Source organism: Pseudomonas sp. A2 (genome assembly GCF_023100865.1).
Taxonomy (GTDB): Bacteria; Pseudomonadota; Gammaproteobacteria; order Pseudomonadales; family Pseudomonadaceae; genus Aquipseudomonas; species Aquipseudomonas asiatica.
Genome location: NZ_CP039127.1, coordinates 985,274 through 1,009,144 on the forward strand (window position 1 = coordinate 985,274; position 23,871 = coordinate 1,009,144).

The 23,871-nt window shown below is 62.2% G+C and carries 20 protein-coding genes; 10 read left to right on the top strand and 10 right to left on the bottom strand.

Annotated features, from left to right (window positions below):
- Positions 1-109: 109 nt before the first annotated feature.
- The 10 genes from E5221_RS04625 to norR form a co-directional block, all read right to left on the bottom strand.
- A complete protein-coding gene (locus E5221_RS04625) occupies positions 110-1,444 on the bottom strand; it encodes an OprD family porin (protein ID WP_247846916.1) in 1,335 nt (444 codons plus the stop codon).
- A gap of 205 nt (positions 1,445-1,649) precedes the next feature.
- The gene (locus E5221_RS04630) at positions 1,650-1,874 is read right to left on the bottom strand and encodes a hypothetical protein (protein ID WP_123085373.1); all 225 of its coding nucleotides are present in this window, start codon (positions 1,872-1,874) and stop codon (positions 1,650-1,652) included.
- Positions 1,875-2,141: 267 nt separating this feature from the next.
- Positions 2,142-3,545 carry a heavy metal sensor histidine kinase gene (locus tag E5221_RS04635; protein ID WP_123085374.1) on the bottom strand — a complete coding sequence of 468 codons (1,404 nt, stop codon included), beginning with the start codon at positions 3,543-3,545 and terminating at the stop codon, positions 2,142-2,144.
- Positions 3,520-4,194, bottom strand: coding sequence for a heavy metal response regulator transcription factor (locus E5221_RS04640; RefSeq protein WP_024086289.1), 675 nt, complete (start codon positions 4,192-4,194; stop codon positions 3,520-3,522). The genes E5221_RS04635 and E5221_RS04640 overlap by 26 nt, the downstream gene beginning before the upstream one ends.
- A 9-nt stretch (positions 4,195-4,203) precedes the next feature.
- Positions 4,204-7,296: a multidrug efflux RND transporter permease subunit gene (locus E5221_RS04645; protein WP_247846917.1), complete on the bottom strand. Its 3,093-nt coding sequence runs from the start codon at positions 7,294-7,296 to the stop codon at positions 4,204-4,206.
- Complete coding sequence (locus tag E5221_RS04650) at positions 7,293-8,456, bottom strand: efflux RND transporter periplasmic adaptor subunit (protein ID WP_247846918.1); 1,164 nt, start codon at positions 8,454-8,456, stop codon at positions 7,293-7,295. The genes E5221_RS04645 and E5221_RS04650 overlap by 4 nt, the downstream gene beginning before the upstream one ends.
- Before the next feature lie 309 nt (positions 8,457-8,765).
- Positions 8,766-9,500: a YkgJ family cysteine cluster protein gene (locus E5221_RS04655; RefSeq protein ID WP_247846919.1), complete on the bottom strand. Its 735-nt coding sequence runs from the start codon at positions 9,498-9,500 to the stop codon at positions 8,766-8,768.
- On the bottom strand, positions 9,497-9,808 hold the full coding sequence (locus tag E5221_RS04660) for a hypothetical protein (protein WP_247846920.1): 312 nt from the start codon (positions 9,806-9,808) through the stop codon (positions 9,497-9,499). The genes E5221_RS04655 and E5221_RS04660 overlap by 4 nt, the downstream gene beginning before the upstream one ends.
- Before the next feature lie 87 nt (positions 9,809-9,895).
- The gene (locus tag E5221_RS04665; RefSeq protein ID WP_015268990.1) at positions 9,896-10,795 is read right to left on the bottom strand and encodes a chemotaxis protein; all 900 of its coding nucleotides are present in this window, start codon (positions 10,793-10,795) and stop codon (positions 9,896-9,898) included.
- A gap of 198 nt (positions 10,796-10,993) precedes the next feature.
- A complete protein-coding gene (norR, locus tag E5221_RS04670) occupies positions 10,994-12,547 on the bottom strand; it encodes a nitric oxide reductase transcriptional regulator NorR (protein WP_061551909.1) in 1,554 nt (517 codons plus the stop codon).
- A gap of 154 nt (positions 12,548-12,701) precedes the next feature.
- Here norR and hmpA point away from each other — a divergent pair, with 154 nt between their 5' ends.
- The 10 genes from hmpA to E5221_RS04720 all read left to right on the top strand — a co-directional run bounded on the left by hmpA (position 12,702) and on the right by E5221_RS04720 (position 23,589).
- On the top strand, positions 12,702-13,880 hold the full coding sequence (gene hmpA / locus E5221_RS04675; RefSeq protein ID WP_247846921.1) for an NO-inducible flavohemoprotein: 1,179 nt from the start codon (positions 12,702-12,704) through the stop codon (positions 13,878-13,880).
- A 532-nt stretch (positions 13,881-14,412) separates the two neighbouring features.
- Entirely contained in the window at positions 14,413-14,919 is a 507-nt protein-coding gene (locus tag E5221_RS04680; RefSeq protein ID WP_039613829.1) for a disulfide bond formation protein B, read from the top strand.
- A 559-nt stretch (positions 14,920-15,478) separates the two neighbouring features.
- Positions 15,479-16,423 (top strand): ubiquinol oxidase subunit II, encoded by a 945-nt coding sequence (gene cyoA / locus E5221_RS04685; RefSeq protein ID WP_015268993.1) that lies wholly within the window; start codon positions 15,479-15,481, stop codon positions 16,421-16,423.
- Between the two features lie 3 nt (positions 16,424-16,426).
- Entirely contained in the window at positions 16,427-18,445 is a 2,019-nt protein-coding gene (gene cyoB, locus E5221_RS04690; protein WP_013970980.1) for a cytochrome o ubiquinol oxidase subunit I, read from the top strand.
- Positions 18,446-18,448: 3 nt separating this feature from the next.
- Positions 18,449-19,072, top strand: a complete 624-nt coding sequence (cyoC, locus tag E5221_RS04695) for a cytochrome o ubiquinol oxidase subunit III (protein WP_023661242.1) — start codon at positions 18,449-18,451, stop codon at positions 19,070-19,072.
- A complete protein-coding gene (cyoD, locus tag E5221_RS04700) occupies positions 19,072-19,404 on the top strand; it encodes a cytochrome o ubiquinol oxidase subunit IV (protein ID WP_003259128.1) in 333 nt (110 codons plus the stop codon). The genes cyoC and cyoD overlap by 1 nt, the downstream gene beginning before the upstream one ends.
- Positions 19,405-19,415: 11 nt before the next feature.
- Positions 19,416-20,303, top strand: coding sequence for a heme o synthase (cyoE, locus tag E5221_RS04705; RefSeq protein WP_013970981.1), 888 nt, complete (start codon positions 19,416-19,418; stop codon positions 20,301-20,303).
- Between the two features lie 275 nt (positions 20,304-20,578).
- Positions 20,579-21,787 (top strand): alanine transaminase, encoded by a 1,209-nt coding sequence (gene alaC / locus E5221_RS04710; protein ID WP_182329833.1) that lies wholly within the window; start codon positions 20,579-20,581, stop codon positions 21,785-21,787.
- Between the two features lie 131 nt (positions 21,788-21,918).
- A complete protein-coding gene (locus tag E5221_RS04715; protein ID WP_182329835.1) occupies positions 21,919-23,046 on the top strand; it encodes a hypothetical protein in 1,128 nt (375 codons plus the stop codon).
- 159 nt (positions 23,047-23,205) lie between these two features.
- On the top strand, positions 23,206-23,589 hold the full coding sequence (locus tag E5221_RS04720) for a YkgJ family cysteine cluster protein (protein ID WP_003259127.1): 384 nt from the start codon (positions 23,206-23,208) through the stop codon (positions 23,587-23,589).
- Positions 23,590-23,871 lie beyond the last annotated feature (282 nt).

Consider the following 23,871-nt stretch of genomic DNA (forward strand, 5'->3'; position numbering starts at 1 on the left):
GGAGCGGGCATGCCCGCGAAGCAAGCGCCGCGGTGCATGGCACCGGCTTCGCCGGTGTTCGCGGGCACGCCCGCTCCCACAGGTTGGATGTCTAGCTTGCGGTCCAGGATCAGAACACGTTCAACGGGTAATCCACGATCACCCGCAGTTCATCGTTGTCGCTGTTGCTGTCGATCGGCGCATAACCCTGGCTGCCGCGGTGGGTGGCATAGCGCACCAGCACCGACAGGTCCTTCAGGTCACCCTCCTGGAACACGTACTTCACGTCCACGTCGCGCTCCCAGTGCATGGCGTTCTTGCCATCGGCACGGTAGTAGTCGTAGTGGGTGGTGTCCTGGACCGCCTTGGTCAGGTCGGCTTCACCGCGCGAGTACGACAGCACCGTACTCAGGCCAGGGATGCCCACACCAGCGAAGTCATAGTTGTACTGCAGCTTCCACGAGCGCTCGTTCGGTGCGTTGAAGTCCGAGTACATGCGCGAGTTGTCCAAATAGACGCTGTCGCCCAGGTTGATGTAGTCGAACGGCGTGTTGCCATTGACCCGCTGATAGGCGGCCGTGACGCTGTGGAACCCGGCGTTGACGGTGAAATGCACGCTGTAGGTGTTGTTGTCGATCTTGCCCAGCAGTGCCTGGCCGGTGTCCTGAGTGTGATAGAAGTGCACGCCCGGGTTCAGGCTGACCAGATCGTTGACCACATAGGTGTAGTCGAAATCGGCGTAGTACTGGTTCCAGATGTCCTTCAGTTCGGCCGCATACAGGTTGGCAGTGATGTTCGGGGTGCCACTCCACGACGCGCCGGCCCAGTTCAGGTGCTTGCTTTTGTCATGCTCGCCCAGCGAACCGTAGTAGGTGTCGATGCGGCGGTGGCCGCTCTGGTTGTACGGCTTGGTGAAGCTCACCTGGCCGCCTTCGAGCAGCAGGCCGTCGATGCTGGTGTTGGTCAGGCTCACACCACGGAAGGTCTGCGGCAGCATGCGGGTTTCGCCGCCAGCGATCACCGGGTTGGTGAGGAACAGGTCACCGGCTTTCAGCTCGGTGTCGAACGCCTTGAGCTTGACTGCGGCACCGGCGGTGGAGAAGGAGTGCGGGGCAGCACCCAGTTCGTCTTCGTTCTTCTGGTGGGTCGGCAGGATGCTGGTGCCAGCATGGCCGCCGCCCCCGTCGAGCTTCAGGCCCAGCATGGCATGGGCGTCCAGGCCAAAGCCGACCACACCCGGGGTGTAGCCCGACTCGAAACGTGCAACCGCACCTTGGCCCCACTCGCGGGTGTCGCGCACGCCGGCGTTGTGGTTGTCGCGGTTGAAGTAGGCATTACGGAAATGCAGGTTGAAGGACGAGCCTTCGATGAAGCCATCAGCCTTGTCTTCATCTGCCTGGGCGGCGAAAGGGATCGTTGCAGTCAACGCAATGAACAGCGGGGTAAAACGAAACGCGGAAGGCACCGGTACTAGCTCCTTGGGTCTGGCGGTGGGGCAGTTTTTATTTTCGAATGTGCGTCTTTTTTATAGGTGAACGTTACAGCTTGGCTGATAGTTGAAGCACATAAAAAAAGCCGCTGATCGGCAGCGGCTTTAAAAGGCTAACATATCGGCACTGGTAGTGCCCATGGCGTAGCCAAGGGAAAACGGGAGCAGCGACAGCACTTGATCAGCTGTCGGCATTGGCATCGACAGAGTTCTTGGAAGCTGTCTGTTTAGCGTCTTTTGCGGTGTCTACCTGCTGTGCGGCTACGGCTTCGCGGGCCTCTTGGTGGACTGCGGCGAACTCAGCATTACGGGTGACGAAAGCCTTGGATTCTTCAGCCATGGCCAGGGGCGACAACAACAGGGAAGACAGGACGAAGACGCTGGCAATACCCATACTGTTGGACATTTGAAACTACCTTCTTGCGATGCAAGTGCTAATGAGGACGGGGGTAAAGTTAGTCCTTTCAATGCACTTGAAACAGAGCGAAGAGCGATAAGCACTGTTGCGCAAAAGGTAACTATCGCAGTAAAAGCAATTGGACTTTCGCCGCAAACCCCCAGCCTAGAGCACTTCCGCGCTTCTTTGTAGGAGCAGCCTTGTGCTGCGAAAGGGCCAGTGAAGGCATCAGAGGATATTGGGGTCTACCGGCCCTTTCGCAGCGCAAGGCTGCTCCTACACGGGCGGGGTAGGCCTTGAGGTTGGTAACTGGATACCAAAGGTATTGGCCCCCGCGGCACTACGCACGAACACCTCCCCACCATGCATCAGCGCAATCGCCTTGACGATCGCCAACCCCAACCCATGGTTACCCCCACCACTATTGCTACGTGCCGCATCCACCCGGTAGAAGCGCTCGAACAACAACGGCAGGTGCTCATCGTCGATCGCCGGCCCCGGGTTGCTCACGGCGATACTGACCTGCTCCGGCCCGGCAGCGATCTGCACCTCGATCACCTGGTGCGGTGCGGTGTGCTGCACGGCGTTGTTCAGCAGGTTGATCAGCGCCCGGCGCAGCTGGGCCTTTTCGATGGGCGCCTGGGCGTCACCGCTCACACGCACGCTGACTTGCGCATCTTCGAGAATGTAGTCCAGGTAGTCCAGGGTGGTCGCCACTTCCTGGGCCAGCGAGGCCTGGGTCAGGGCAGTGGCCTTGCTGCCCTGGTCGGCACTGGCCAGGAACAGCATGTCGTTGATGATGCTGCGCAGGCGCTCCAGCTCCTCAAGGTTCGATTGCAGCACTTCGAAGTAATGCTCGGCGCTGCGCCCTCGGGTCAGTGCAACCTGGGTCTGGCCGATCAGGTTGGTCAGCGGCGAGCGCAGTTCGTGGGCGACGTCGGCATTGAACGCCTCCAGCCGCGAGTAGGCCTGGCTTACCCGGTCGAGCGCAGCATTGAAGGCGCCGGCGAACTGCGCCAGTTCCGGGGCCAGGGCGTGGGTCTGCAGGCGCCCGTCCAGGCGCGGAGGGGCCAGGGCCTGGGCCTCAACGGACAATGCCAGCAGCGGGCGCAGGCCGATGCGCGCCACCCAGTAGCTCAGCAGCGAGGCCAGCAGCACGCCGAGCACCGCCAGCCCGACAATCGCCACCAGCAGGCTGTGCTGCGCCTGCCAGAATGTTTCGGTGTCGATGCCGATCAGAAAGCGCAGCGGCGGCCGCTCGCCCAGGGCCGGCAGTTCGCTGACCAGCACCTTGTAAGGGTAGGGCCGGTCGGGCAGGTGCAGGTCGCGCATGCCCTGCGCGCCTTCGGCGAAGGCGCGGACCAGCTCGCTGGGGTGGCCGTATTCGTAGGCCGGGTTGCTGCTGACTACCCAGAAGCGAATGCGCTTGTCCTCTTCACTTAGCAGGTTGAGCTTGTTGTTGATCTTGACCCAGTGTTCCGGTGTGCCGAAGCGGTTGAGGGTGGACTCGAGCACACTGAAGCGCGCGTCCAGTTCGGCTTGCGGCAGCAGGTCGAGGCTGCGGTCTACCTGGCGGTACAGCGCCGAGCCGATCAGCAGGAACACGCCCAGCGCCACCAGGATGAACAGCGCCGACAGGCGCAGCGCGATGGAATTACCCCGCACGGCTTTCCAGGACATAGCCCATGCCTCGGATGGTGTGCAGCAACTTGTTGTCGAAAGGCCCGTCGAGCTTGGCGCGCAGGCGCTTGATCGCCACTTCGACGACGTTGGCATCGCTGTCGAAATTGATGTCCCAGACCAGCTCGGCAATCGCTGTCTTCGACAGGATTTCACCTTGTCGGCGGGCCAGCACGCTGAGCAGCGAGAACTCCTTGGCCGTCAGCTCCAGGCGCTGGCCGGCGCGTGTGGCCTTGCGCGCCATCAGGTCAATCCACAGGTCACCCACCTGCACCTGCAGCGGTTCATGGTTGCTGCTACGGCGGGTCAGGGCTTGCAGGCGGGCGACCAGTTCGAGGAAGGAAAACGGCTTGCCCAGATAGTCGTCGGCACCCTCGCGCAGGCCATGGATACGGTCTTCGACCCGTTCACGGGCGGTCAGCATGATGACCGGTGTCTGCTTGCGCGCGCGCAGGGCGCGCAGCACGCCATAACCGTCCAGGCCCGGCAGCATCACATCCAGCACGATCACTGCGTAGTCACCTTCCAGGGCCAGGTGCAGGCCATCGATGCCGTCCCGCGCCAGGTCGACGGTAAACCCCTGTTCGCTGAGGCCGCGATGCAGGTAGTCGGCGGTTTTTTCTTCGTCTTCGATGATCAGCACACGCATGGTCTTGTCCTAACTGGCACTGGGCGCCGCCGCACGGGCGGCCTGACGGCGGTGGAACAGGCGCTCCAGGGCCAAGTATATGACCGGGGTGGTGAACAGCGTCAGCGCCTGGCTCACCAGCAGGCCGCCAACCACGGCGATGCCCAGTGGCTGGCGCAGTTCGGAACCGGTGCCGAAGCCGAACATCAGCGGCACCGCGCCGAGCAAGGCGGCCAGGGTGGTCATGATGATCGGCCGGAAGCGCGTCAGGCAGGCCTGATGGATCGCCTGCTCCGGGGTCAGGCCCTGACGGCGTTGGGCCTCCAGGGCGAAGTCGATCAGCAGGATGCCGTTTTTCTTGACGATACCGATCAGAAGCACCACGCCGATCAGCCCCATGATGCTGAAGTCCTGGCCCAAGGCCCACAACAGGATCAGCGCGCCGAGGCCGGCCGAGGGCAGGGTGGAAATGATCGTCAGCGGGTGGACGAAGCTTTCGTACAGCACGCCGAGGATGATGTACACCGCCACCAGCGCAGCCAGGATCAGCCAAGGCTGGCTCGACAGCGAACTCTGGAAGGCCTGGGCCGCGCCCTGGAAGTTGCCGCTGATGGAGTCGGGCATGCCCAGCTCGCGCTGGGTGCGCTCGAGGATGGTCACCGCATCGCCCAGGGCCACGCCCGGGGCCAGGTTGAACGACAGGTTGGCCGCCGGGAACAGGCCATCGTGGCTGATCGACAGCGGCCCGGTGCTGGGCGCCGCTACATGGGCTACTGCCGACAGCGGTACCATCTCGTTGGTCAGCGGCGAGCGCAGGTAGAAGTAGTTGAGGCTTTCGGCCTTGCCGCGCTGGCGGGCATCCAGTTCGAGGATCACCTTGTACTGGTTGGTCTCGGTCTGGAATTCACTGATCTGCCGTTGGCCGAAGGCGTCGTACAACGCCTGGTCGACGTCGGTGGTGGTCAGGCCGAAACGTGCCGCGGCCTGGCGGTCGATATCGATGCGGGTGACGCTGGCGCCCAGTTGCAGGTCGTTGGACAGGTCGCGGAACGCCGGGTTTTCCCGCAGGCGCTCGGTCAGGCGCTGGGTCCACAGGTTCAGCGCCATGCCGTCGTTGCTCTTGAGCACGTACTGGTACTGGGTGCGCGACGGGCCGGAGCTTAGGTTGATGTCCTGGCCGGCACGCATGTACAGGACGATGCCTGGTACCTGGGCCAGCTTGGGTCGCAGCCGGTCGATCAGTTCGCTGGCCGACACATCGCGTTCGCCACGCGGTTTGAGGGCGATCCAGAAACGGCCGTTGGCGATGGTCTGGTTGCTGCCGGTGACGCCCACCGAGTGGGAGAACGCGCGCACCGCCGGGTCGGCCTCGATGATTTTGGCCAGCGCCTGGTGCTTCTCGATCATCGACGGGTACGACACATCCGCTGCCGCCTCGCTGGTGCCAAGGATGAAGCCGGTGTCCTGCAGCGGGAAAAAGCCCTTTGGGATACCCACGTAACCGGCCACCGCCAGGGCCAGGGTCAGGCCGAACATGCCGAGGGTGAGGCGCTGGTGGGTGAGCGCGTGATCCAGGCCCTTTTCGTACCACCTGACCAGCCGCTCGCCGAAGCCGCCCTTGTGCTCTCCGGGCGGGCGGTGCATGAACAGTGCGCACAGGGTTGGCGCCAGGGTCAGCGAAACCACCACCGAAATCAGGATGGTGGCGGTGGCGGTCAGGGCGAACTCCTTGAACAGCCGGCCGACCACGCCGCCCATGAACAGCAGCGGGATGAACGCGGCGATCAGCGAGAAACTGATCGACACCACGGTGAAGCCTATTTCCCCGGCGCCCTTGAGCGCTGCCGTGCGGCTGTCGTCGCCGGCCTCCAGGTGACGGTGGATGTTCTCCACCACGACGATGGCATCGTCGACCACGAAGCCCACCGAGATGACGATGGCCACCAGGGTCAGGTTGTTCAGGCTGAAGCCGAAGATGTACATCAGCGCGCAACTGGCGATCAGCGATACGCCGAGCACGCTGGACACCACCATGGTCGCCGACCACTGGCGCAGGAACAGCGCCATCACCCCGATCACCAAGGCCACGGCGATCATCAGGGTCAGCTCCACTTCATGCAGCGAGGCACGGATGGTCTGGGTGCGGTCCTGCAGCACCGACACTTCGACCGAGGCTGGCAGCATCTCCTGCAGCTTGGGCAGGGCAGCCAGTACCCGGTCCACGGTATCGACGATGTTGGCGCCTGGCTGGCGGAAAATCACCAGGTTCAGCCCAGGCTGGTCGCCGGACCAGGCTTTGACGTAGGCGTTCTCGGCGCCATTGATCACCTTGGCCACGTCCTTCAGGTGCACCGGTGCACCGTCACGGTAGGAGACGATCAGCTGGGCGTAGTCATCGGGGTGGAACAACTGGTCGTTGGCGGCGATGGTCGACACGCTGTGTTCGCCGTACAGCGCACCCTTGGCCAGGTTCAGGCTGGTCTGCTGGATGGCCTGGCGCAGGTCGGCCAGGGTCAGGCCGATGGCGGCCAGTTTCTCGGGGTGCGCCTGCACGCGGATCGCCGGGCGCAGTTGCCCGGTGATGTTGATCAGGCCGACCCCGTCGATCTGGCTCAGCTGGCGCGCGAGCAGGGTTTCGGCGTAGTCGCTGAGGTCGTTGCCAGGCATCTGGCTGGAGCTTACCGTCAGCACCAGCACCGGGCTGTCCGCCGGGTTGACCTTGCGCCAGGTCGGCGGGTTGGGCAGGTCTTGCGGCAGGCGCGCGGTGGCGGTGTTGATGGCCGCCTGCACTTCCTGGGCGGCGGTGTCGATGTTTTTGTCTAGCGTGAACTGCAGGATCAGGTTGGTCGAGCCCAGTGCGCTGCTGCTGGTCATCTGGGTCATGCCGGGGATGGCGCTGAACTGCACTTCCAGCGGCGTGGCCACCGACGAGGCCATGGTTTCCGGGCTGGCGCCGGGCAGCTGGGCGGTGACCTGGATGGTCGGGAAGTCGGCTTCCGGCAGTGGTGCCACCGGCAGGCGCGGGAAGGCGATGGCCCCCAGCAGCACCAAGGCGAAGGTCAGCAGCAGGGTGGCGATGGGGTGGTCGATGCACCAGGCCGAAACACCGTTGCGCGTGTTCATGGCTGGCTCCGGCGGTCGGCCATTTCCGACGGCGCGGGGGCGTCGGGGGCCACCTCGACCCGCGAACCGGGCTTGAGCCGCGACTGGCCATCGAGCACCAGGCGCTCGCCCGGCTTGACCCCGGCAATGATGTTGAGCCCGCTGTCCTGGTACAGCACCTTGACCGGCACGCTGGTGACCTTGTCACCGTCCAGGCGGTAGACAAAGTGCCCGTCGACGCCGCGCTGTACCACAGGCGGCGGTACCACCAGGGCGTTTTCTTCCACGGAGGTGCGCAGGCGGATGGTGACCAGCTGGCCCGGCCACAGGCGGCCGTCCTTGTTGTCGAACTCGGCTTTTACCCGCACGGTGCCGGTGGTGGCGGAGATCTGATTGTCGATCAGTGCCAGGTGGCCTTCACCGAGCAGGCTGCGTTCGCCGTCGGCATCCATGTAGGCCTGCACCAGTGCCGGGGTGGGCGCCTTGAGCAGGCTTTGCAGGGTTGGCAGCATTTGCTGCGGCAGGGCGAATTCGACGGCGATCGGGTCGATCTGGGTGACGCTGAACAGGCTGCGGGTATCGCTGGTGCGCACCAGGTTGCCGGGGTCGACGTTGCGAATACCTACCCGGCCGGTCACTGGCGAGCGGATCTGCGTGTACGACAGCTGCACCTCGGCATTGGCGATGGCCGCCTGGTTGCCCTTGACCGTGGCTTGCAGGCGGTTGACCAGGGCCTGCTGCTGGTCGAGCGTCTGCTTCGACACGCCGTTGTCGGTACTCAGCAGGCGGTAGCGCTGCAGGTCGACGTTGGCTACCTGGATCTGCGCCTGGCTCTGGCCAAGTTCGGCACGGGCCTGGTCGAGGTTGGCGCGGATGGCGCGGTCGTCGAGGGTGGCCAGCAGGTCACCTTCCTTCACCCACTGGCCTTCCTTGACCAGCACCTGGGTCAGTACACCCTCCACTTGCGGGCGCACCTCGACGCTGTGCAGCGACAGCACCGAGCCGATGGCGCTGGCATAGCGCGGCACGTTCTGCTGGACGACGCTGACCACGCGCACCGGGATGGCGGTTTGCGCGCGGGTGGCAGGTGCTGGCTGGCGCTGGCCGAACCAGATACCCGCTACCGCCAGGACCAGGAGCGCCAGGGCGGCGAGGATGACAGGGCAGGACGGACGTCGCATCGGTGCGGGCACCTTGGCCATAGGGGAGGGAAGTGGCTGTATTCAATCTTATAGCCCTCGAACCGGGTCGGCAGCGTGACCGCTGGCTGACAGTGCTGTCAGTTTCGCCTGTTCCGCGGGAGATCGTTCGCCTTTTGCGCTGCGCTGTCGCGCGGCGATCTGCGTTCCCCGTGGGAGCGGGTTTACCCGCGAAGAATCCAGCGCGGTACATGGCACCGGCTCCGCCGGTGTTCGCGGCTAAAGCCGCTCCCACAGGGATGGCGTCGGTTCATAGATCTGGAACAGGACAGTTGCCCCGCCAAGGCATAGCTAGAAGCTGATGAAGGCGTAATACACCGGGGGCTCGCTGGTGGTGCGCAAACCATGTTCCTGCAAGCTCGCCACCAGCGCCGCGTCCTCCACGTGCAGGGTCCAATGTGCCAGGCCAGCCTCCGGTATCTGCTCCAGACCCGCGCGGAAGGCCCCCATGTCAGGCAGGTAGGCAGTAAATCCGTTGCCCTTGAGCGCACTGGTGGTCATGCCCAGCGCCTGGCACACCGCCACCTTGGCGGCGATGTCATCGCGGTCGGCCTGGCGCGAGGCCTGCACCAGCGCCTCCAGCCCGGCATCGACCAGTTGCCTGCCGTGAATCAGCTCCGGCCCCTGTTGCCAGGCTTCCGGCGGGCAGTCCTTGCTGCCCGGGCGCAGCGGTATATGCGGGTTGATTTCCACCGGGTAGATGCGACAGACCAGCGGGCGCTGGTCGTAGATGGTGCACAGGTCGTTGTCGTCGAGGTTGCGGCAGCGCCCGGGGTTGAACGCGGCAAAGGTCACCGAGACGCGCGCCTCGCCGTCGCCACAGGGCACTGGATGGGAACGACGCAGCACATGATCACGCTGTTCTACCGGCATGCCAGGGCCGTCCGCCACGAAGGCTTCGATCAGTACCACCACCTGGCCGTCGTTGTCTGCCCAGCGGCGCGCTTCGGCCAGGGTCAAGGGCACGTGGTGGCCGGTACAGCACTTGCCGCAGCCGGTACAGGCGAAACGCAGGCTGTCGGTCACTTAACCTCCGGGCTCCACTCGCTGACGAAGGCACGCTGGTGCTGGCGGTCGTACAGGCACAGCTCGGTGCCGGTACGCTGCTGCATGTGCTTCTGGGGGTAGACGCCTTCGATCAGCAGGGCACTCATGCCGACCTGGTCATCGAACTCGGCCGGCTTGCTGCGGGCGTGAGCATCCTTGAACTGGCTGGCGGCCAGGCAAGCCTTGAGCATCTGCTGGCGCTGCTCGTTCCAGGCCTGGCTGCTGGAGGCCTGGGCGATACCGCTGAAGAGGGCGAAACTGATCAGGATAGAGCTGAAAAACTTCATACGGATTCCGGCAAGTTACTTGCGAGGGGGGCGAATTATGCCCGACTCGACCCCGACGGCAAGCCGGGGAGTTTGTCTCCGAATATATCAGCGCTCGGCGAACACCACGGCGCGCGCCGCCACCACCAGACAATCGGTCAGCTCTGGCGAGGAAAACTTGGTGAGGATGGCATTGGCCCCGGCCTGGGTCGCCTTTTCACTGCTCATCGCGCTGTCCAGCGAGGTGTGCAGCAGTATGTACAGGTGCTGGAAGTCGGGGGTTTCGCGCAGGGTGCGTGTGAAAGCGTAGCCGTCCATTTCGCTCATTTCGATGTCGGAGACGATCACGTTGATTTCCTGCGCGGTGCCCTGCAGCTCCAGCAACACGTTGATGGCGTCCTTGGCGCTGCGCGCGGTATGGCATTCGACGCCGAGGTTGCGCAGGGTGTGCACCGACTGTTGCAGGGCTACCTGGCTGTCATCCACCACCAGGATATTGGCGGCGGCCAGCAGGCTGGCGTCTTCCTCGCTCAGGGTGGCGTGATGCGGTTCGGGCACCGGCGGGGCGATGGCGTGGATGACTTTTTCGATGTCCAGCACCTGCACCAGAGTGTTGTCGACCCGGGTCACGCCGGTGATGAACGAGCGGCTGCCCGAGCCATAGGGAGGTGGTTTGATGTCGGTGCTCAGGCAATGCACGATGCGGCTGACCGCCTGCACATGCAGGCCCTGGCGCGAGCGGCTGATCTCGGTGACGATCAGGCAGCCGCCGTCCGGGTCGGCCAGCGGCCGTTCGCCAATGGCGCGGGACAGGTCGATGACCGACAGCGAATTGCCGCGCAGGGTTGCCACGCCTTTCACGTGGGGGTGCGATTCGGGCAGCTTGGTCAGCGGCGGGCAGGGGATTATCTCGCTGACCTTGAGCAGGTTGATTGCCATCAACTTGCCGCTGCGCAGGGTGAACAGCAGCAGGGACAGCGAGTCCGCGCGGGCATTTTGCGTGGCCATGGTGACCTTCGTGGGGAACAGGGGATAACCGGTTATCGGCCTGTTCGGGCTTGGCTTTAGTCATTTTGCACCGAGCCAAGGAATGCTCGGGACCCTGTGGGAGCGGCTTTAGCCGCGAACACCGGCGCGGCCGGTGCCATGCACCGCGTTGGATTCTTCGCGGCTAAAGCCGCTCCCACAGGTACCGCGCTGGTTCAATTAGCGCAGCCCCAGCCGACGGGCCAGGCGGCTAAGGTTGGCGCGGTCCAGGCCGAGTTCCCGGGCAGCCGCTGCCCAGTTTTCCTGGTGCCGCTGCAGGCAAGCCTCGATCAGCTGGCGCTGGTAGTCGTCGACGGCTTCGCGCAGGCCCCCTTCGGCTAGCGGTGCCGCCGGCAAGGGCGCGGCAGGGGAGGGCGGGGTGTCGGGCGTTGCGGTTGCGCGCAGGTCCAGGTCGATGGCTTCCAGGGTGAGGATGCGTGGCCTGTCGGAATGTTGGCCCAGCGCCTTGAGCGCCGAGCGGCCGATCAGATGTTCCAGTTCACGTACGTTGCCTGGCCAGTCGTAGGCCAGCAGCGCGGCCTGGGCTTCGCTGCTCAGGCGCAGGCTGTTCAGGCCCAGGCGCGAACGGTTCTGTTCGAGGAAGTAGCCAGCCAATAGCAGCACATCACGCCCACGTTCGCGCAACGGCGGAACGTGCAGCGGGTATACGCTGAGGCGGTGGTAGAAGTCGGCGCGGAAGTTGCCAATACGCACCTCTGCTGCCAGGTCGCGGTTGGTGGCTGCGATCAGGCGCACATCCACCCGGTGTTCGCGATCCGAGCCCAGGCGTTGCAACTGGCCGCTCTGCAGTACGCGCAACAATTTGGCCTGCACCGTCAGTGGCAGTTCACCGACTTCGTCGAGGAACAGTGTGCCGCCGTTGGCGAGCTCGAACTTGCCGCGGCGCTCGCCATGGGCGCCGGTGAAGGCTCCGCGTACATGGCCGAACAGTTCGCTTTCCACCAGGGTGTCAGGCAGGGCGGCGCAGTTGAGGCTGACCAACGGCTTGTCGGCGCGGTTGCTGGCCTGGTGCAGGGCCTGGGCCACCAACTCCTTGCCGACGCCGGTCTCACCGGTGATCAGTACGGTCAGGTCACTGCCACCGACCAGGCGGATTTCCTCGACCAGGCGCTTGTGCGCGGGGCTCTGGCCAATCAGCTCTTTGTCCTGGCCGCTGGCCTGGCGGTAGATCTCCGCGCGATGGTGTTCGTCTTCCGCGCGCAGGGCCAGGTGCTCGATGCGCTCGGCCACGGTGACCGTGGCGGCGGCAAGGCTGGCGAAGGCCTGCAGAGCGCCCAGCTCCAGGCTCTGGAACTGCCCAGGGGTCAGGGCATCGAGGGTAACCAGGCCCCAAGGGCGCTCGTCGACCATCAACGGGCAACCCATGCAGTCATGTACTTCCAGGTTGGCATCAGGGGCGTTGACCAGGCCGTCGTAAGGGTCGGGTAGCTCGGAGTCGCTGGCGAAGCGGGTGGGTTCCCGGCTGCTGAGCAGGATCTGGAAGCGTGGATGCTCGCTGACTCGGAAGCGCCGGCCCAAGGTATCGGGGCTCAGGCCGTCCACTGCCAGCGGCACCAGCCATTCGCCGTCCAGGCGCAGCAGCGCGGCGGCATCACAGGGCAGCAACCCCCGCATGGCCTGCAGCAGGCGGCGATAGCGTTCCTGGTCAGGCAGGTCGCGGGAAAGGTCGCTGACCAGGGGCAGCAGGGTGGTGAGCAGGGGCTTCGTGGTCATATGGACTCCTGTGGGTCGATATGACTATACGTCGAGGTGGGTCGTTTTGACATGACCTGCGTCAAGCCCCTGATTTTGCTGGAGATAAGAGTTGGCATGATTGATGTAATAGCTCGGGCAGTCATTTGAAGCCACAGGCTCAGGAGTTGTTGCAATGCTCAATGCCGAACAACGTGCAATCATCAAGGCCACTGTCCCCCTGCTGGAAAGCGGCGGCGAAGCGCTGACCACCCACTTCTACAAGATGATGCTCAGCGAGTACCCGCAGGTGCGCCCGCTGTTCAACCAGGCCCACCAGGCCAGCGGTGACCAACCGCGCGCCCTGGCCAACGGCGTGCTGATGTATGCCCGCCATATCGACCAGCTGGAGCAGCTTGGCGGCCTGGTCGGCCAGATCATCAACAAGCACGTTGCCCTGCAGATTCTGCCGGAGCACTACCCTATCGTCGGCAGCTGCCTGCTGCGCGCCATCGAAGAAGTGCTGGGCAAGGAAATCGCCACCCCCGCCGTGATCGACGCCTGGGGCGCGGCCTATGGCCAGTTGGCCGACATCCTGATCGGCGCGGAAGAGAACCTCTATAAACAGAAGGAAGAAGCCGAAGGCGGCTGGCGCGGCACCCGCGAATTCCGCCTGGTGCGCCGTGAGCAGGAAAGCAGCGAAATCGTTTCGTTCTACTTTGCGCCGGTGGATGGCAAACCGGTGCTCAGGGCCGAGCCTGGCCAGTACATCGGCCTGAAGCTGGACATCGACGGCGCCGAGCAGCGCCGCAACTACTCCCTGTCGGCACTGTGCGACGGCAAGGAATACCGCATCAGCGTCAAGCGCGAGGCGGGTGGCAAGGTCTCCAACTACCTGCACGATGTGCTGGCGGTGGGCGATACCCTGCAGCTGTTCCCGCCGGCTGGCGATTTCACCCTGGCAGCGAGCGACAAGCCGCTGGTGCTGATCAGCGGTGGCGTGGGTATTACCCCGACCCTGCCAATGCTGCAGGCGGCACTGCAAACCCAGCGTGAGGTGCATTTCATTCACTGCGCCCGTAACGGCGCCGTGCATGCGTTCCGCGCCTGGGTCGACGAGCTGGCCGAGCGTCACCCGCAGCTCAAGCGCTTCTACTGCTATGCAGAACCGCAGGGTGGCGGCGCGGCTGATGCCGTGGGCCTGCTGAGCGAAGACCTGCTGGCCGAGTGGCTGCCCCAAGAGCGAGACGTGGATGCCTACTTCCTCGGGCCCAAGGGCTTCATGGCGGCGGTCAAGCGCCAGTTGAAGGGCCTGGGTGTGCCAGAGCAGCAGAGCCGCTACGAGTTCTTCGGGCCGGCGGCTGCGCTGGAGTGATGTAGCGCCTGCACTGGCCTCTTCGCGGGTAAACCCGCTCCCACAGGGACCGCACAGGTTTCAAACCTTGTGGGGATCTGTGGGAAATTTAGTGGTTTTCAACAAACCAGCCCCCACAGGGATCGCGCAGATTTCAATGCCTGCGCGATCCCTGTGGGAGCGGGTTTACCCGCGAAGAGGCCGGTACAGGCTTACATCGTATTCATCCCAGCCGCTGGGCCACACTTCACCTTCCTGCCTATATAAAGGAGAGATGAAAGCGGCTGTGCAGCTTTCATCTTTAATCCTCCTTTAATCACGGTATCCTTCACTCCCGGGTGTCGAGGGGCTTGCCCCTGCGCGGCACCCGGGCAGCCGCTTTTTTGCCGCCCGGCGTTGAACCGACGTCGTTGCGGCCGGTCTCAGCCACACCGGATAGCCCTGCGCAGCGCTATCACGCCGCTTCCTCGGCACGCTCAAAGGCCCTGCACAGCGTGTAGACTTGCGCCAGGCAGGCGGATCACGCTGCCACTATCCATCGAAGGAACCGGCAATGAACGAACAAACATCGCGCCTGAATCGGGAACGGCGCTTTCTGGTACTGTTGGGCCTGATCTGCATTTCGCTGATCGGTGGCGCCCTCTACATGCAGATAGTCCTGGGCGAGGCACCGTGCCCGCTGTGCATCCTGCAACGTTATGCGCTGTTGTTCATCGCCGTGTTTGCCTTCATCGCCGCGGCCATGCCCGGGCGCCGTAGCCTCACCTTCTTCGAGGCACTGGTGGTGCTCAGCGCCATCGGCGGAATCGTTGCGGCCGGCAACCATGTGTATATACTCGCCAACCCCATGGTCAGTTGCGGCATCGACACCTTGCAGCCGATCGTGGACGACCTGCCGCTGGCCAAGCTCTGGCCGCTGGTGTTCCAGGTCGACGGCTTCTGCAGCACGCCGTACCCGCCGATCCTCGGTCTGTCGCTGGCGCAATGGGCACTGGTGGCGTTCGTCCTTACGGCTGTACTGGTTCCGCTCGGGATCTATCGCAACCGACGCCAGGCTTAGACAAAAGTACCGAGTGGCATGTGGTCTTTTACGCCGCATGAGAAGAGGGGAAATTCGCTCACCGCTTGATCCAGATCAACCCGGAGGCCTTGCAGAATGCGGCTTTGGGGCCTATCAAGCGGGGTGCGACAAACTGTCGCGAAGTTGAATTTTTGAGCGGTATTGTTGCAGATTCTGTAAAGGACTGTTGCTCAATAAGTCATAGTCAAGGGTTGGCGACCTATCTACAATCGCCCCCAATTTCCGTTCGGCACTGCTTGCGAGTCGCAGGATTGAAGGAAGCCTCAGCGCTCCTTTTTGCTGACTTCGTCAAGTTTCGCCCAACGGCGATACCGGGCGGATCCCCCTCCGCGTTTTCCCGCACCAAATGGACTTGGTCTGAAGTACAGGCCTGTTGCCTACGAAACCATAAGCACCGCTAACCCGCTTGACGCCAAGGTCCTGCAGTCGGACCCCGGGCAGGAGCGAGTACGGGCGCGAAATGCCTCACTTGGCAGGACGAAGTGCTGGCTACCAAAACACAAATTGCATTGAAGCAAGCTGATCTAGAGGTCGTGAGATGAGTAAAAAGCGTTACCCCAGACTGTTTGGCATATTGCCCTTTTTAGGCATGCTTTTACTCAGTGGGTGCAACTGGACCCTGCTCGACCCGAAAGGTCAGGTCGGCATTGAGCAAAAGAACCTGATCCTGATCGCTACCGGCCTGATGCTGCTGGTGGTGATTCCTGTCATTATCATGACCGTGGTTTTCGCCTGGAAGTACCGTGCTTCCAACAAGGCTGCCACCTACACCCCCGACTGGTCGCACTCGACCAAGATCGAAGCCGCGGTGTGGATCATCCCGATCCTGATCATCATCGCCCTGGGCTACTTCACCTACCACTCCACCCACAAGCTGGACCCGTACCGTCCGCTGGATTCCGATGTGAAGCCGGTGCAGATCGACGTGGTCGCACTGGACTGGAAGTGGCTGTTCATCTACCCGGAGCAGGGCATTGCCACGGTCAACAAGATCGTCTTCCCGGCTAACACCCCGGTCAACTTCCGCGTCACTTCCGACGCCGTGATGAACTCGTTCTTCATCCCGGGCCTGGGCGGCCAGATCTACGCCATGGCCGGCATGACCACCAAGCTGCACCTGATCGCCAACGAAAACGGCGAGTTCGACGGTATCAGCGCCAACTACAGCGGTGCTGGCTTCACCGGCATGAAATTCAAGGCTACTGCCACCTCTCAGGAAGACTTCGACAAGTGGGTCGCCGAGGTCAAGCAGTCGCCGAAGAAGCTGGACAAGGCCGAATACGACGCCTTGGCCAAACCAAGCGAAAACAACCCGGTCGCGCTGTATAGCGAGGCTTCGCCTGACCAGTTCCAGCTGATCGTCGACAAGTACGAAGGCATGAACCGCGGTCGTCCGAGCCACGAAGAAGCAGGCAGCAAAGATCTGGCCACTACCAAGGGTGTGGAATCGAGTATGCAACCAGCTGCCGGTGCAGAGGAGTAAGAGATGTTCGGTAAACTAAGCCTGGAGGCGATACCCTATCACGAGCCGATAGTCATGGTGACGCTTGCCATGATCGCGCTCGGTGGTATCGCTGTCGTCGGTGCTATCACCTACTTCCGCAAGTGGACCTACTTGTGGAGCGAGTGGTTGACGACTGTCGACCACAAGAAAATCGGGGTGATGTACATCATCGTCGCGATGGTCATGCTGTTGCGCGGCTTTGCCGACGCCATCATGATGCGTACCCAGCTGGCTGCCGCTACCGGTGGCTCCGAAGGCTACCTGCCGCCTGAACACTATGACCAGATCTTCACCGCTCACGGTGTGATCATGATCATCTTCATGGCGATGCCGTTCTTCACCGGCCTGATGAACCTGGCGGTTCCTCTGCAGATCGGTGCACGTGACGTTGCCTTCCCGTTCCTGAACTCCCTGAGCTTCTACCTGCTGCTGGCAGGCGTGCTGCTGGTCAACATCTCGCTGGGCGTTGGTGAATTCGCCAAGACCGGCTGGGTTGCCTATCCGCCGCTCGCGGGCATTCAGTACAGCCCTGGGGTGGGTGTCGACTACTACATCTGGGCGCTACAGCTCTCAGGCCTGGGTACGACGCTTACCGGCGTGAACTTCCTCGTCACCGTGATGAAGATGCGCGCACCTGGCATGAAACTGATGGACATGCCGATCTTCACCTGGACCTGCACCTGGGCCAACGTGCTGATCGTGGCTTCCTTCCCGATCCTGACCGCTGCACTCGCTCTGCTGACTGTTGACCGTTATCTGGACTTCCACATCTTCACCAACGAGCTTGGTGGGAACCCGATGATGTACGTCAACCTGTTCTGGGCGTGGGGTCACCCTGAGGTTTACATCCTGATCCTGCCGGCCTTCGGTGTGTTCTCGGAAGTTACCTCCACCTTCGCAGGCAAGCGTCTGTTCGGCCACCACTCGATGATCTACGCATCGGGCGCCATCGCCGTGCTGGGCTTCGCTGTATGGCTGCACCACTTCTTCACCATGGGTGCCGGCGCCAGCGTCAACACCTTCTTCGGCCTGGCGACGATGCTGATCTCCATTCCGACCGGTGTGAAGCTGTTCAACTGGCTGTTCACCATCTACCAGGGCCGTCTGCGCTTCACCGCGCCGATCATGTGGACCCTGGGCTTCATGATCACCTTCTCCATCGGTGGCATGACTGGTGTTCTGCTGGCTGTTCCAGGTGCTGACTTCGTGCTGCACAACAGCCTGTTCGTAATTGCTCACTTCCACAACGTGATCATCGGTGGTGCGGTATTCGGCTACATCGCCGGCTTCGCCTACTGGTTCCCGAAAGCCTTTGGTTTCACCCTGAACGAGAAGTGGGGCAAGGCTGCCTTCTGGTTCTGGATCTCGGGCTTCTACGTAGCGTTCATGCCGCTGTACGCCCTGGGCTTCATGGGCATGACTCGTCGTCTGAACCACTCCGACAACCCACTGTGGGAACCCTACCTGTACGTAGCCGTTGTCGGCGCCGTGCTGATCCTGTTCGGTATCGCCTGCCAGCTGATCCAGCTGTACGTATCGGTTCGCGACCGCAACCAGAACCTGGACGTGACCGGCGACCCATGGGGCGGCCGTACCCTGGAATGGTCGACTTCGTCGCCACCTCCGTTCTACAACTTCGCCCACATGCCTGAGAAGGTTGGCCTGGACGCCTGGCACGAAGCCAAGGAAGCCGGTGTTGCCTACAAGCCTGCGGCCAAGTACGAAGCGATCCACATGCCGAGCAACACCTCCACCGGTTTGTTCATGGGCCTGTTCCTGACCGTCTTCGGCTTCGCCTTCATCTGGCACATCTGGTGGCTGGTTGGCGCGAGCCTGGTTGCAACCATCGCTGTCTTCGTTCGCCACGCTGCGCGTGACGACCAGGGCTACATGGTTCCGGCCGAAGAAGTGGCGCGCATCGAAGGCGAGCGCATGAAAGCGCTGGCCAAAGCAGGTGCTCTGCCTGCCGGCGCACGTGTCGAATCGTTTGAGCGGGTGTAATCAATGTCCAGTCAAGTAATGCACGGTGCTGCTCATGGTCACGACCATGGGCATGACGACCACCACCACGACTCGGGCCAGATGACCGTACTCGGTTTCTGGCTGTACCTGATGACCGACTGCATCCTGTTTGCGTCGCTCTTCGCTACCTACGCGGTGCTGTCCGGCAGTTTTGCCGGCGGCCCGTCGGGTCATGACATCTTCCAGCTCGATTTCGTAGCTGTTGAAACGCTGTTCCTGCTGCTGTCCTCGATCACCTTCGGCTTCGCCATGCTGAAGATGTTCGACGGCAAGAAAGCTGGCGTACTGGGCTGGTTGGCTGTGACCTTCCTGTTCGGTGCAGGCTTCATCGCGATGGAAATCTACGAATTCCATCACCTGATCGCCGAGGGCTACGGCCCGAACCGCAGTGGTTTCCTGTCGGGCTTCTTCGCCCTGGTAGGTACCCACGGTCTGCACGTGACCGCCGGCCTGATCTGGATGGCAATCATGATGTACCAGATCAACAAGCACGGCATCACGCCGACCGCCAAGACCCGCATGAGCTGCCTGAGCCTGTTCTGGCACTTCCTGGACGTGGTCTGGATCTGCGTATTCACCGTCGTCTACCTGCTGGGAGTTCTGTAATGGCTAACGCACACGACACTCATCACGAAGGTAACCACGGCAGCGTCAAGTCGTACATGATCGGCTTCATCCTGTCGATCATCCTGACTGCGATCCCGTTCGGCCTGGCCATGTCGCCAAGCCTGCCGAAGAACCTGACCGTTCTGATCATTGTTGCCATGGCCGTGATCCAGGTAGTAGTGCACCTCGTGTACTTCCTGCACATGGACCGCTCGAAAGAGCAACGCAACAACGTTTCGACGTTCCTGTTCACCACCCTGGTGATCGCTCTGCTTGTCGGCCTGTCGCTGTGGATCATGTTCAGCATCCACTTCGAAATGTTGGCCAAGTGAGGTAAGACTGCATGTCCGTTAAGCACTTTATCCAAATCACCAAACCGGGGATCATTTTCGGTAACGTGCTTTCCGTGGCAGGCGGTTTCTTCCTTGCCTCGAAGGGCCATGTGGATTTCGCCCTGTTCCTGGCGGTGGTGATCGGTACTTCGCTGGTGGTTGCGTCCGGATGCGTGTTCAACAACTGCATCGACCGTGACATCGACCACAAGATGGAGCGCACCAAGAACCGCGTCATGGTCCAGGGCGGCATGTCGCTGCCCCTCGCGCTGATCTACGCCACCCTGCTCGGGGTGGCGGGTTTCAGCCTGCTGTATGTCCAGGCCAACCCGCTGTCGGCGTTCTGTGCGCTGATCGGCTTCATCGTCTACGTCGGTTTCTACAGCCTGTGGCTGAAGCGTAAATCGGTGCACGGCACCTTGGTCGGTAGCCTGTCTGGTGCCATGCCTCCGGTGATCGGCTATTGCGCCGTGAGCAACAGCTTCGACCTGGCTGCGTTTACCCTGCTGGTGATGTTCAGCCTGTGGCAGATGCCGCACAGCTTCGCCATCGCGATCTTCCGCTTCAAGGATTACAGCGCTGCCAACATTCCGGTCCTGCCGGTGGCACGTGGCATCCTCGCGGCGAAGAAGCAGATCGTGCTGTACGTGCTGGCTTTCGTGCTCGCAACCCTGATGCTTACCCTCGGCGGTTACGCCGGCCTCGGCTATCTGGCCGTGGCAGCAGCCATGGGCCTGTACTGGCTGTACATGGCCTGGGCTGGCTACAAGGCCGAGGACGACAGCAAGTGGGCGCGCAAGGTGTTCGGCTTCTCCATCCTCACCGTCACTGCCCTGAGCGTGATGATGGGTGTGGACAGCCAGACCGCTGCGGACGTGCTGATGACATACGCACGCTGATACTGCTGCCTGTTTCACGAAAAAGCCCGGCCACTGTGCCGGGTTTTTTTATGGGCGTTTTTCTGTGCCGGCCTCGTTCGCGGGCTCGCCCGCGAAGAGGCCGGCACAACAGAATATAAATTTCTTATTTTCAAAAAATACATCTGAAAAGATCTATGAAAACAGGAAATTGTCCTTTACAGGCATCCTGTATCGGCATTATCTTCTGATCCAGGCCGCCATATCGGCCAGCGTCGCTCGGACGGTTCCGGGCGCTTACGTACTCAGAGGAAGCCATGGCCAACCCAGGTTCGCCGCGTCGCTTTGCGCGCATCGATCGTCTCCCCCCTTACGTCTTCAACATCACTGCCGAGCTCAAGATGGCTGCCCGCCGCCGTGGCGAGGACATCATCGACCTGAGCATGGGCAACCCCGATGGCGCTACCCCACCGCACATCGTCGAGAAGCTGGTGCAGGTCGCCCAGCGTGAAGATACCCACGGCTACTCCACCTCTCGCGGCATCCCGCGCCTGCGTCGGGCCATCTCCAACTGGTACAAGGAACGCTACGAGGTCGACATCGACCCGGAAAGCGAAGCCATCGTCACCATCGGCTCGAAGGAAGGCCTGGCACACCTGATGCTGGCTACTCTCGACCAGGGCGACACGGTGCTGGTGCCCAACCCCAGCTACCCGATCCATATCTACGGGGCGGTGATCGCCGGTGCCCAGGTGCGTTCGGTACCGCTGGTGCCGGGCGTGGACTTTTTCAACGAACTCGAGCGGGCCATCCGCGAGTCGATCCCCAAGCCGAAGATGATGATCCTCGGCTTCCCGTCCAACCCCACCGCTCAGTGCGTGGAGCTGGACTTCTTCGAGCGCGTGGTGGCCCTGGCCAAGCAGTATGGAGTGCTGGTGGTCCATGACCTGGCCTATGCCGACATCGTCTACGACGGCTGGAAAGCCCCATCGATCATGCAGGTGCCGGGGGCCAAGGACATCGCGGTGGAGTTCTTCACCCTGTCCAAGAGCTACAACATGGCTGGCTGGCGGATCGGCTTCATGGTCGGCAACCCCGAGTTGGTCAGTGCCTTGGCGCGGATCAAGAGCTACCACGACTACGGCACCTTCACCCCGCTGCAGGTGGCTGCCATTGCAGCACTGGAAGGCGACCAGCAGTGCGTACGAGACATTGCCGAGCAATACCGCCAGCGCCGCAACCTGCTGGTGAAGGGGCTGCACGAGCTGGGCTGGATGGTCGAGAACCCCAAGGCCTCGATGTACGTATGGGCGAAGATTCCGCCGGAATATGCGCACCTGGGCTCGCTGGAGTTTTCCAAGAAACTGCTGGCCGAGGCCAAGGTGTGTGTGTCGCCGGGGATCGGTTTTGGTGATTATGGTGATGACCATGTGCGTTTTGCCCTGATCGAGAACCAGGATCGTATTCGCCAGGCGATTCGCGGGATCCGGCAGATGTTCCGGGCTGATGGCCTGACTCATAAGTAAGCCCCCATGCCTACAGGTACGGCACATGCCGCACGGCCTGCGCCGTACCTGTAGGAGCACTTTCCTACTGCTCTACAGCTACCCGGAAAACTATTTTTCTGCACTCATTTCTCACTTCAGAGACTCGAAAGATGAGTGTCTTCACCGCCTATTTCTGCGGCACCGGTTCCCACCGCTTCGACGATGCCAACCCCAACTTCTGGAATGGTGAGCTGGTCTCTACCCTGGCCAGCAATGACCAGGGCCGCGAGTTCGCTCACTGGATTGCCGTTGACGGCCCCGGCAGCGGCAACCTGCAGGATGACAATCTGTTCGTCGAGCCCGGTGGTTATTTCAACTGGAGCGGCCAGATGTTCGGCAGCGGCTGGGAAGAGAACGTCAACCATGTGCTGAAGGTGATCAAAGGCGAAAGCAGTTGGCAGCGCACCAAGCTGAGCGAGGAAGAATACGAGCGGCTGAAGCAGGCCGGTGTTCCGATCCCGGATGCAACCTCGACAGCTTCCTGGTTCTGGCGCACCTATGACTACGGCGAACGCCACCCGACGCCACAGGAGCTGCAAGAGCGCATCATCAACCTGTTCCGCAAGCCGCGCTTGCCGACCCGGGTGAACCTGGTGGGTTGGAGCAGGGGAGGGATCAGTTGTCACATGCTGGCCAACGCCATGGCGCAGGACCCTGTATTGCGGGACATACCTGTGAATATCTTCGCCATCGACCCGGTGCCGGGCATCGGTAACCTGCAAAGCCAGCGGGTAACCTTGGCGGGCAATGTCCGCGAGTATGTGGGTTTCTATTCGCGGGACGAGCGATCCAAAGGCTTTGCCTGCGTGATCCCTTCGGTCGAACCGAGTACACGGATATGCATCTACCCGATACCAGGCCGCCACGCCACACTGGTGGGCAACGCCTCCATCGACGGTGCGAGTGATGGCAAGGTACTGGCGGAGCCGGGATTGATCGTTCGTCATTTTGCCGAGGTCTGCCTGACCCGCTGGGGTGTGCAACTGGACAGGCGCCTGTTCCTGAGCGACGAGCACTTGATGCGATATCACATGGTCATGGCCGCTGCCGAAGGGCATTACAAGGCCATGCGTAGCGAGTCGTATACCGTACTTACCGAGGGCGAAGATGACGACCGCTTGGTGTATTGCGGCGAGACCTGCATTCACTTCAGCAAAGTGTGTGGTGATGGCTATGAGCCGACCGAGGGCCTTGGCCTGCAGCGCTGGGATGTCACCACCTACAAGGCATTACGCTGACTTGAATGGGCGGCCGGGGAAGTCATTGGTCGCCCGTGTTCAATTGCCGGATCAGCGGCAAATATTTTTTGCATTCCCCTCTATCCAGCCGCCCCGGCTTGGATTGAAAATGGCGCTGCGGGCCAGCCCCGATAACAACAACCTTCCCTCCGTGCCATCATGTCCGAATACAACCCTTGCCTTGACTGCGGCGCCTGCTGCGGGTACTTCCGTGTGTCCTTTTTCTGGGGCGAATGCCAGTCCGCCGGGGGCCTTGTGCCGGACGACCTGGTGGTACAGATCAACCCCACCCGTGTTGCCATGATCGGCACCGATGCCAAACCCTGCCGCTGCATCAGCCTGCAGGGCGAGATCGGCCAGGAAGTGGCTTGCACCATCTACGCCAACCGTTCCAGCCCCTGCCGCGAGTTCGAGGCGTCGTGGGAGGGTGGGGTGCATAACCCCAGCTGCGACGATGCGCGGGCAGCGTATGGCCTGCCACCGCTGACCCCGCCCGGGGCCAACGAGCCGCATTGGCCGGATGATGGGGCTGAGGTGGCCTGATCGTATTTCGTTAGCCTGTACCGGCCCTTTCGCGGGTAAACCCGCTCCTACAGGTATCACCGTACCCTGTAGGAGCGGGTTTACCCGCGAAAGGGCCATCAGCTGTAAGAAGATTCTGAGCCTGCAACCAAATGCTTCAGGTTGCCAGGGATTAGGAATTATCCTACGGCCTCAGTCGGATGCCGTCTGATAGGCAAGTAGCTACCTCAGAGATAACGTTTCGGCGTCGTCACAATTGGCGATCGGGTGTGAGAAGCCCGGTGTTTCGAGATGGCTTGCCAG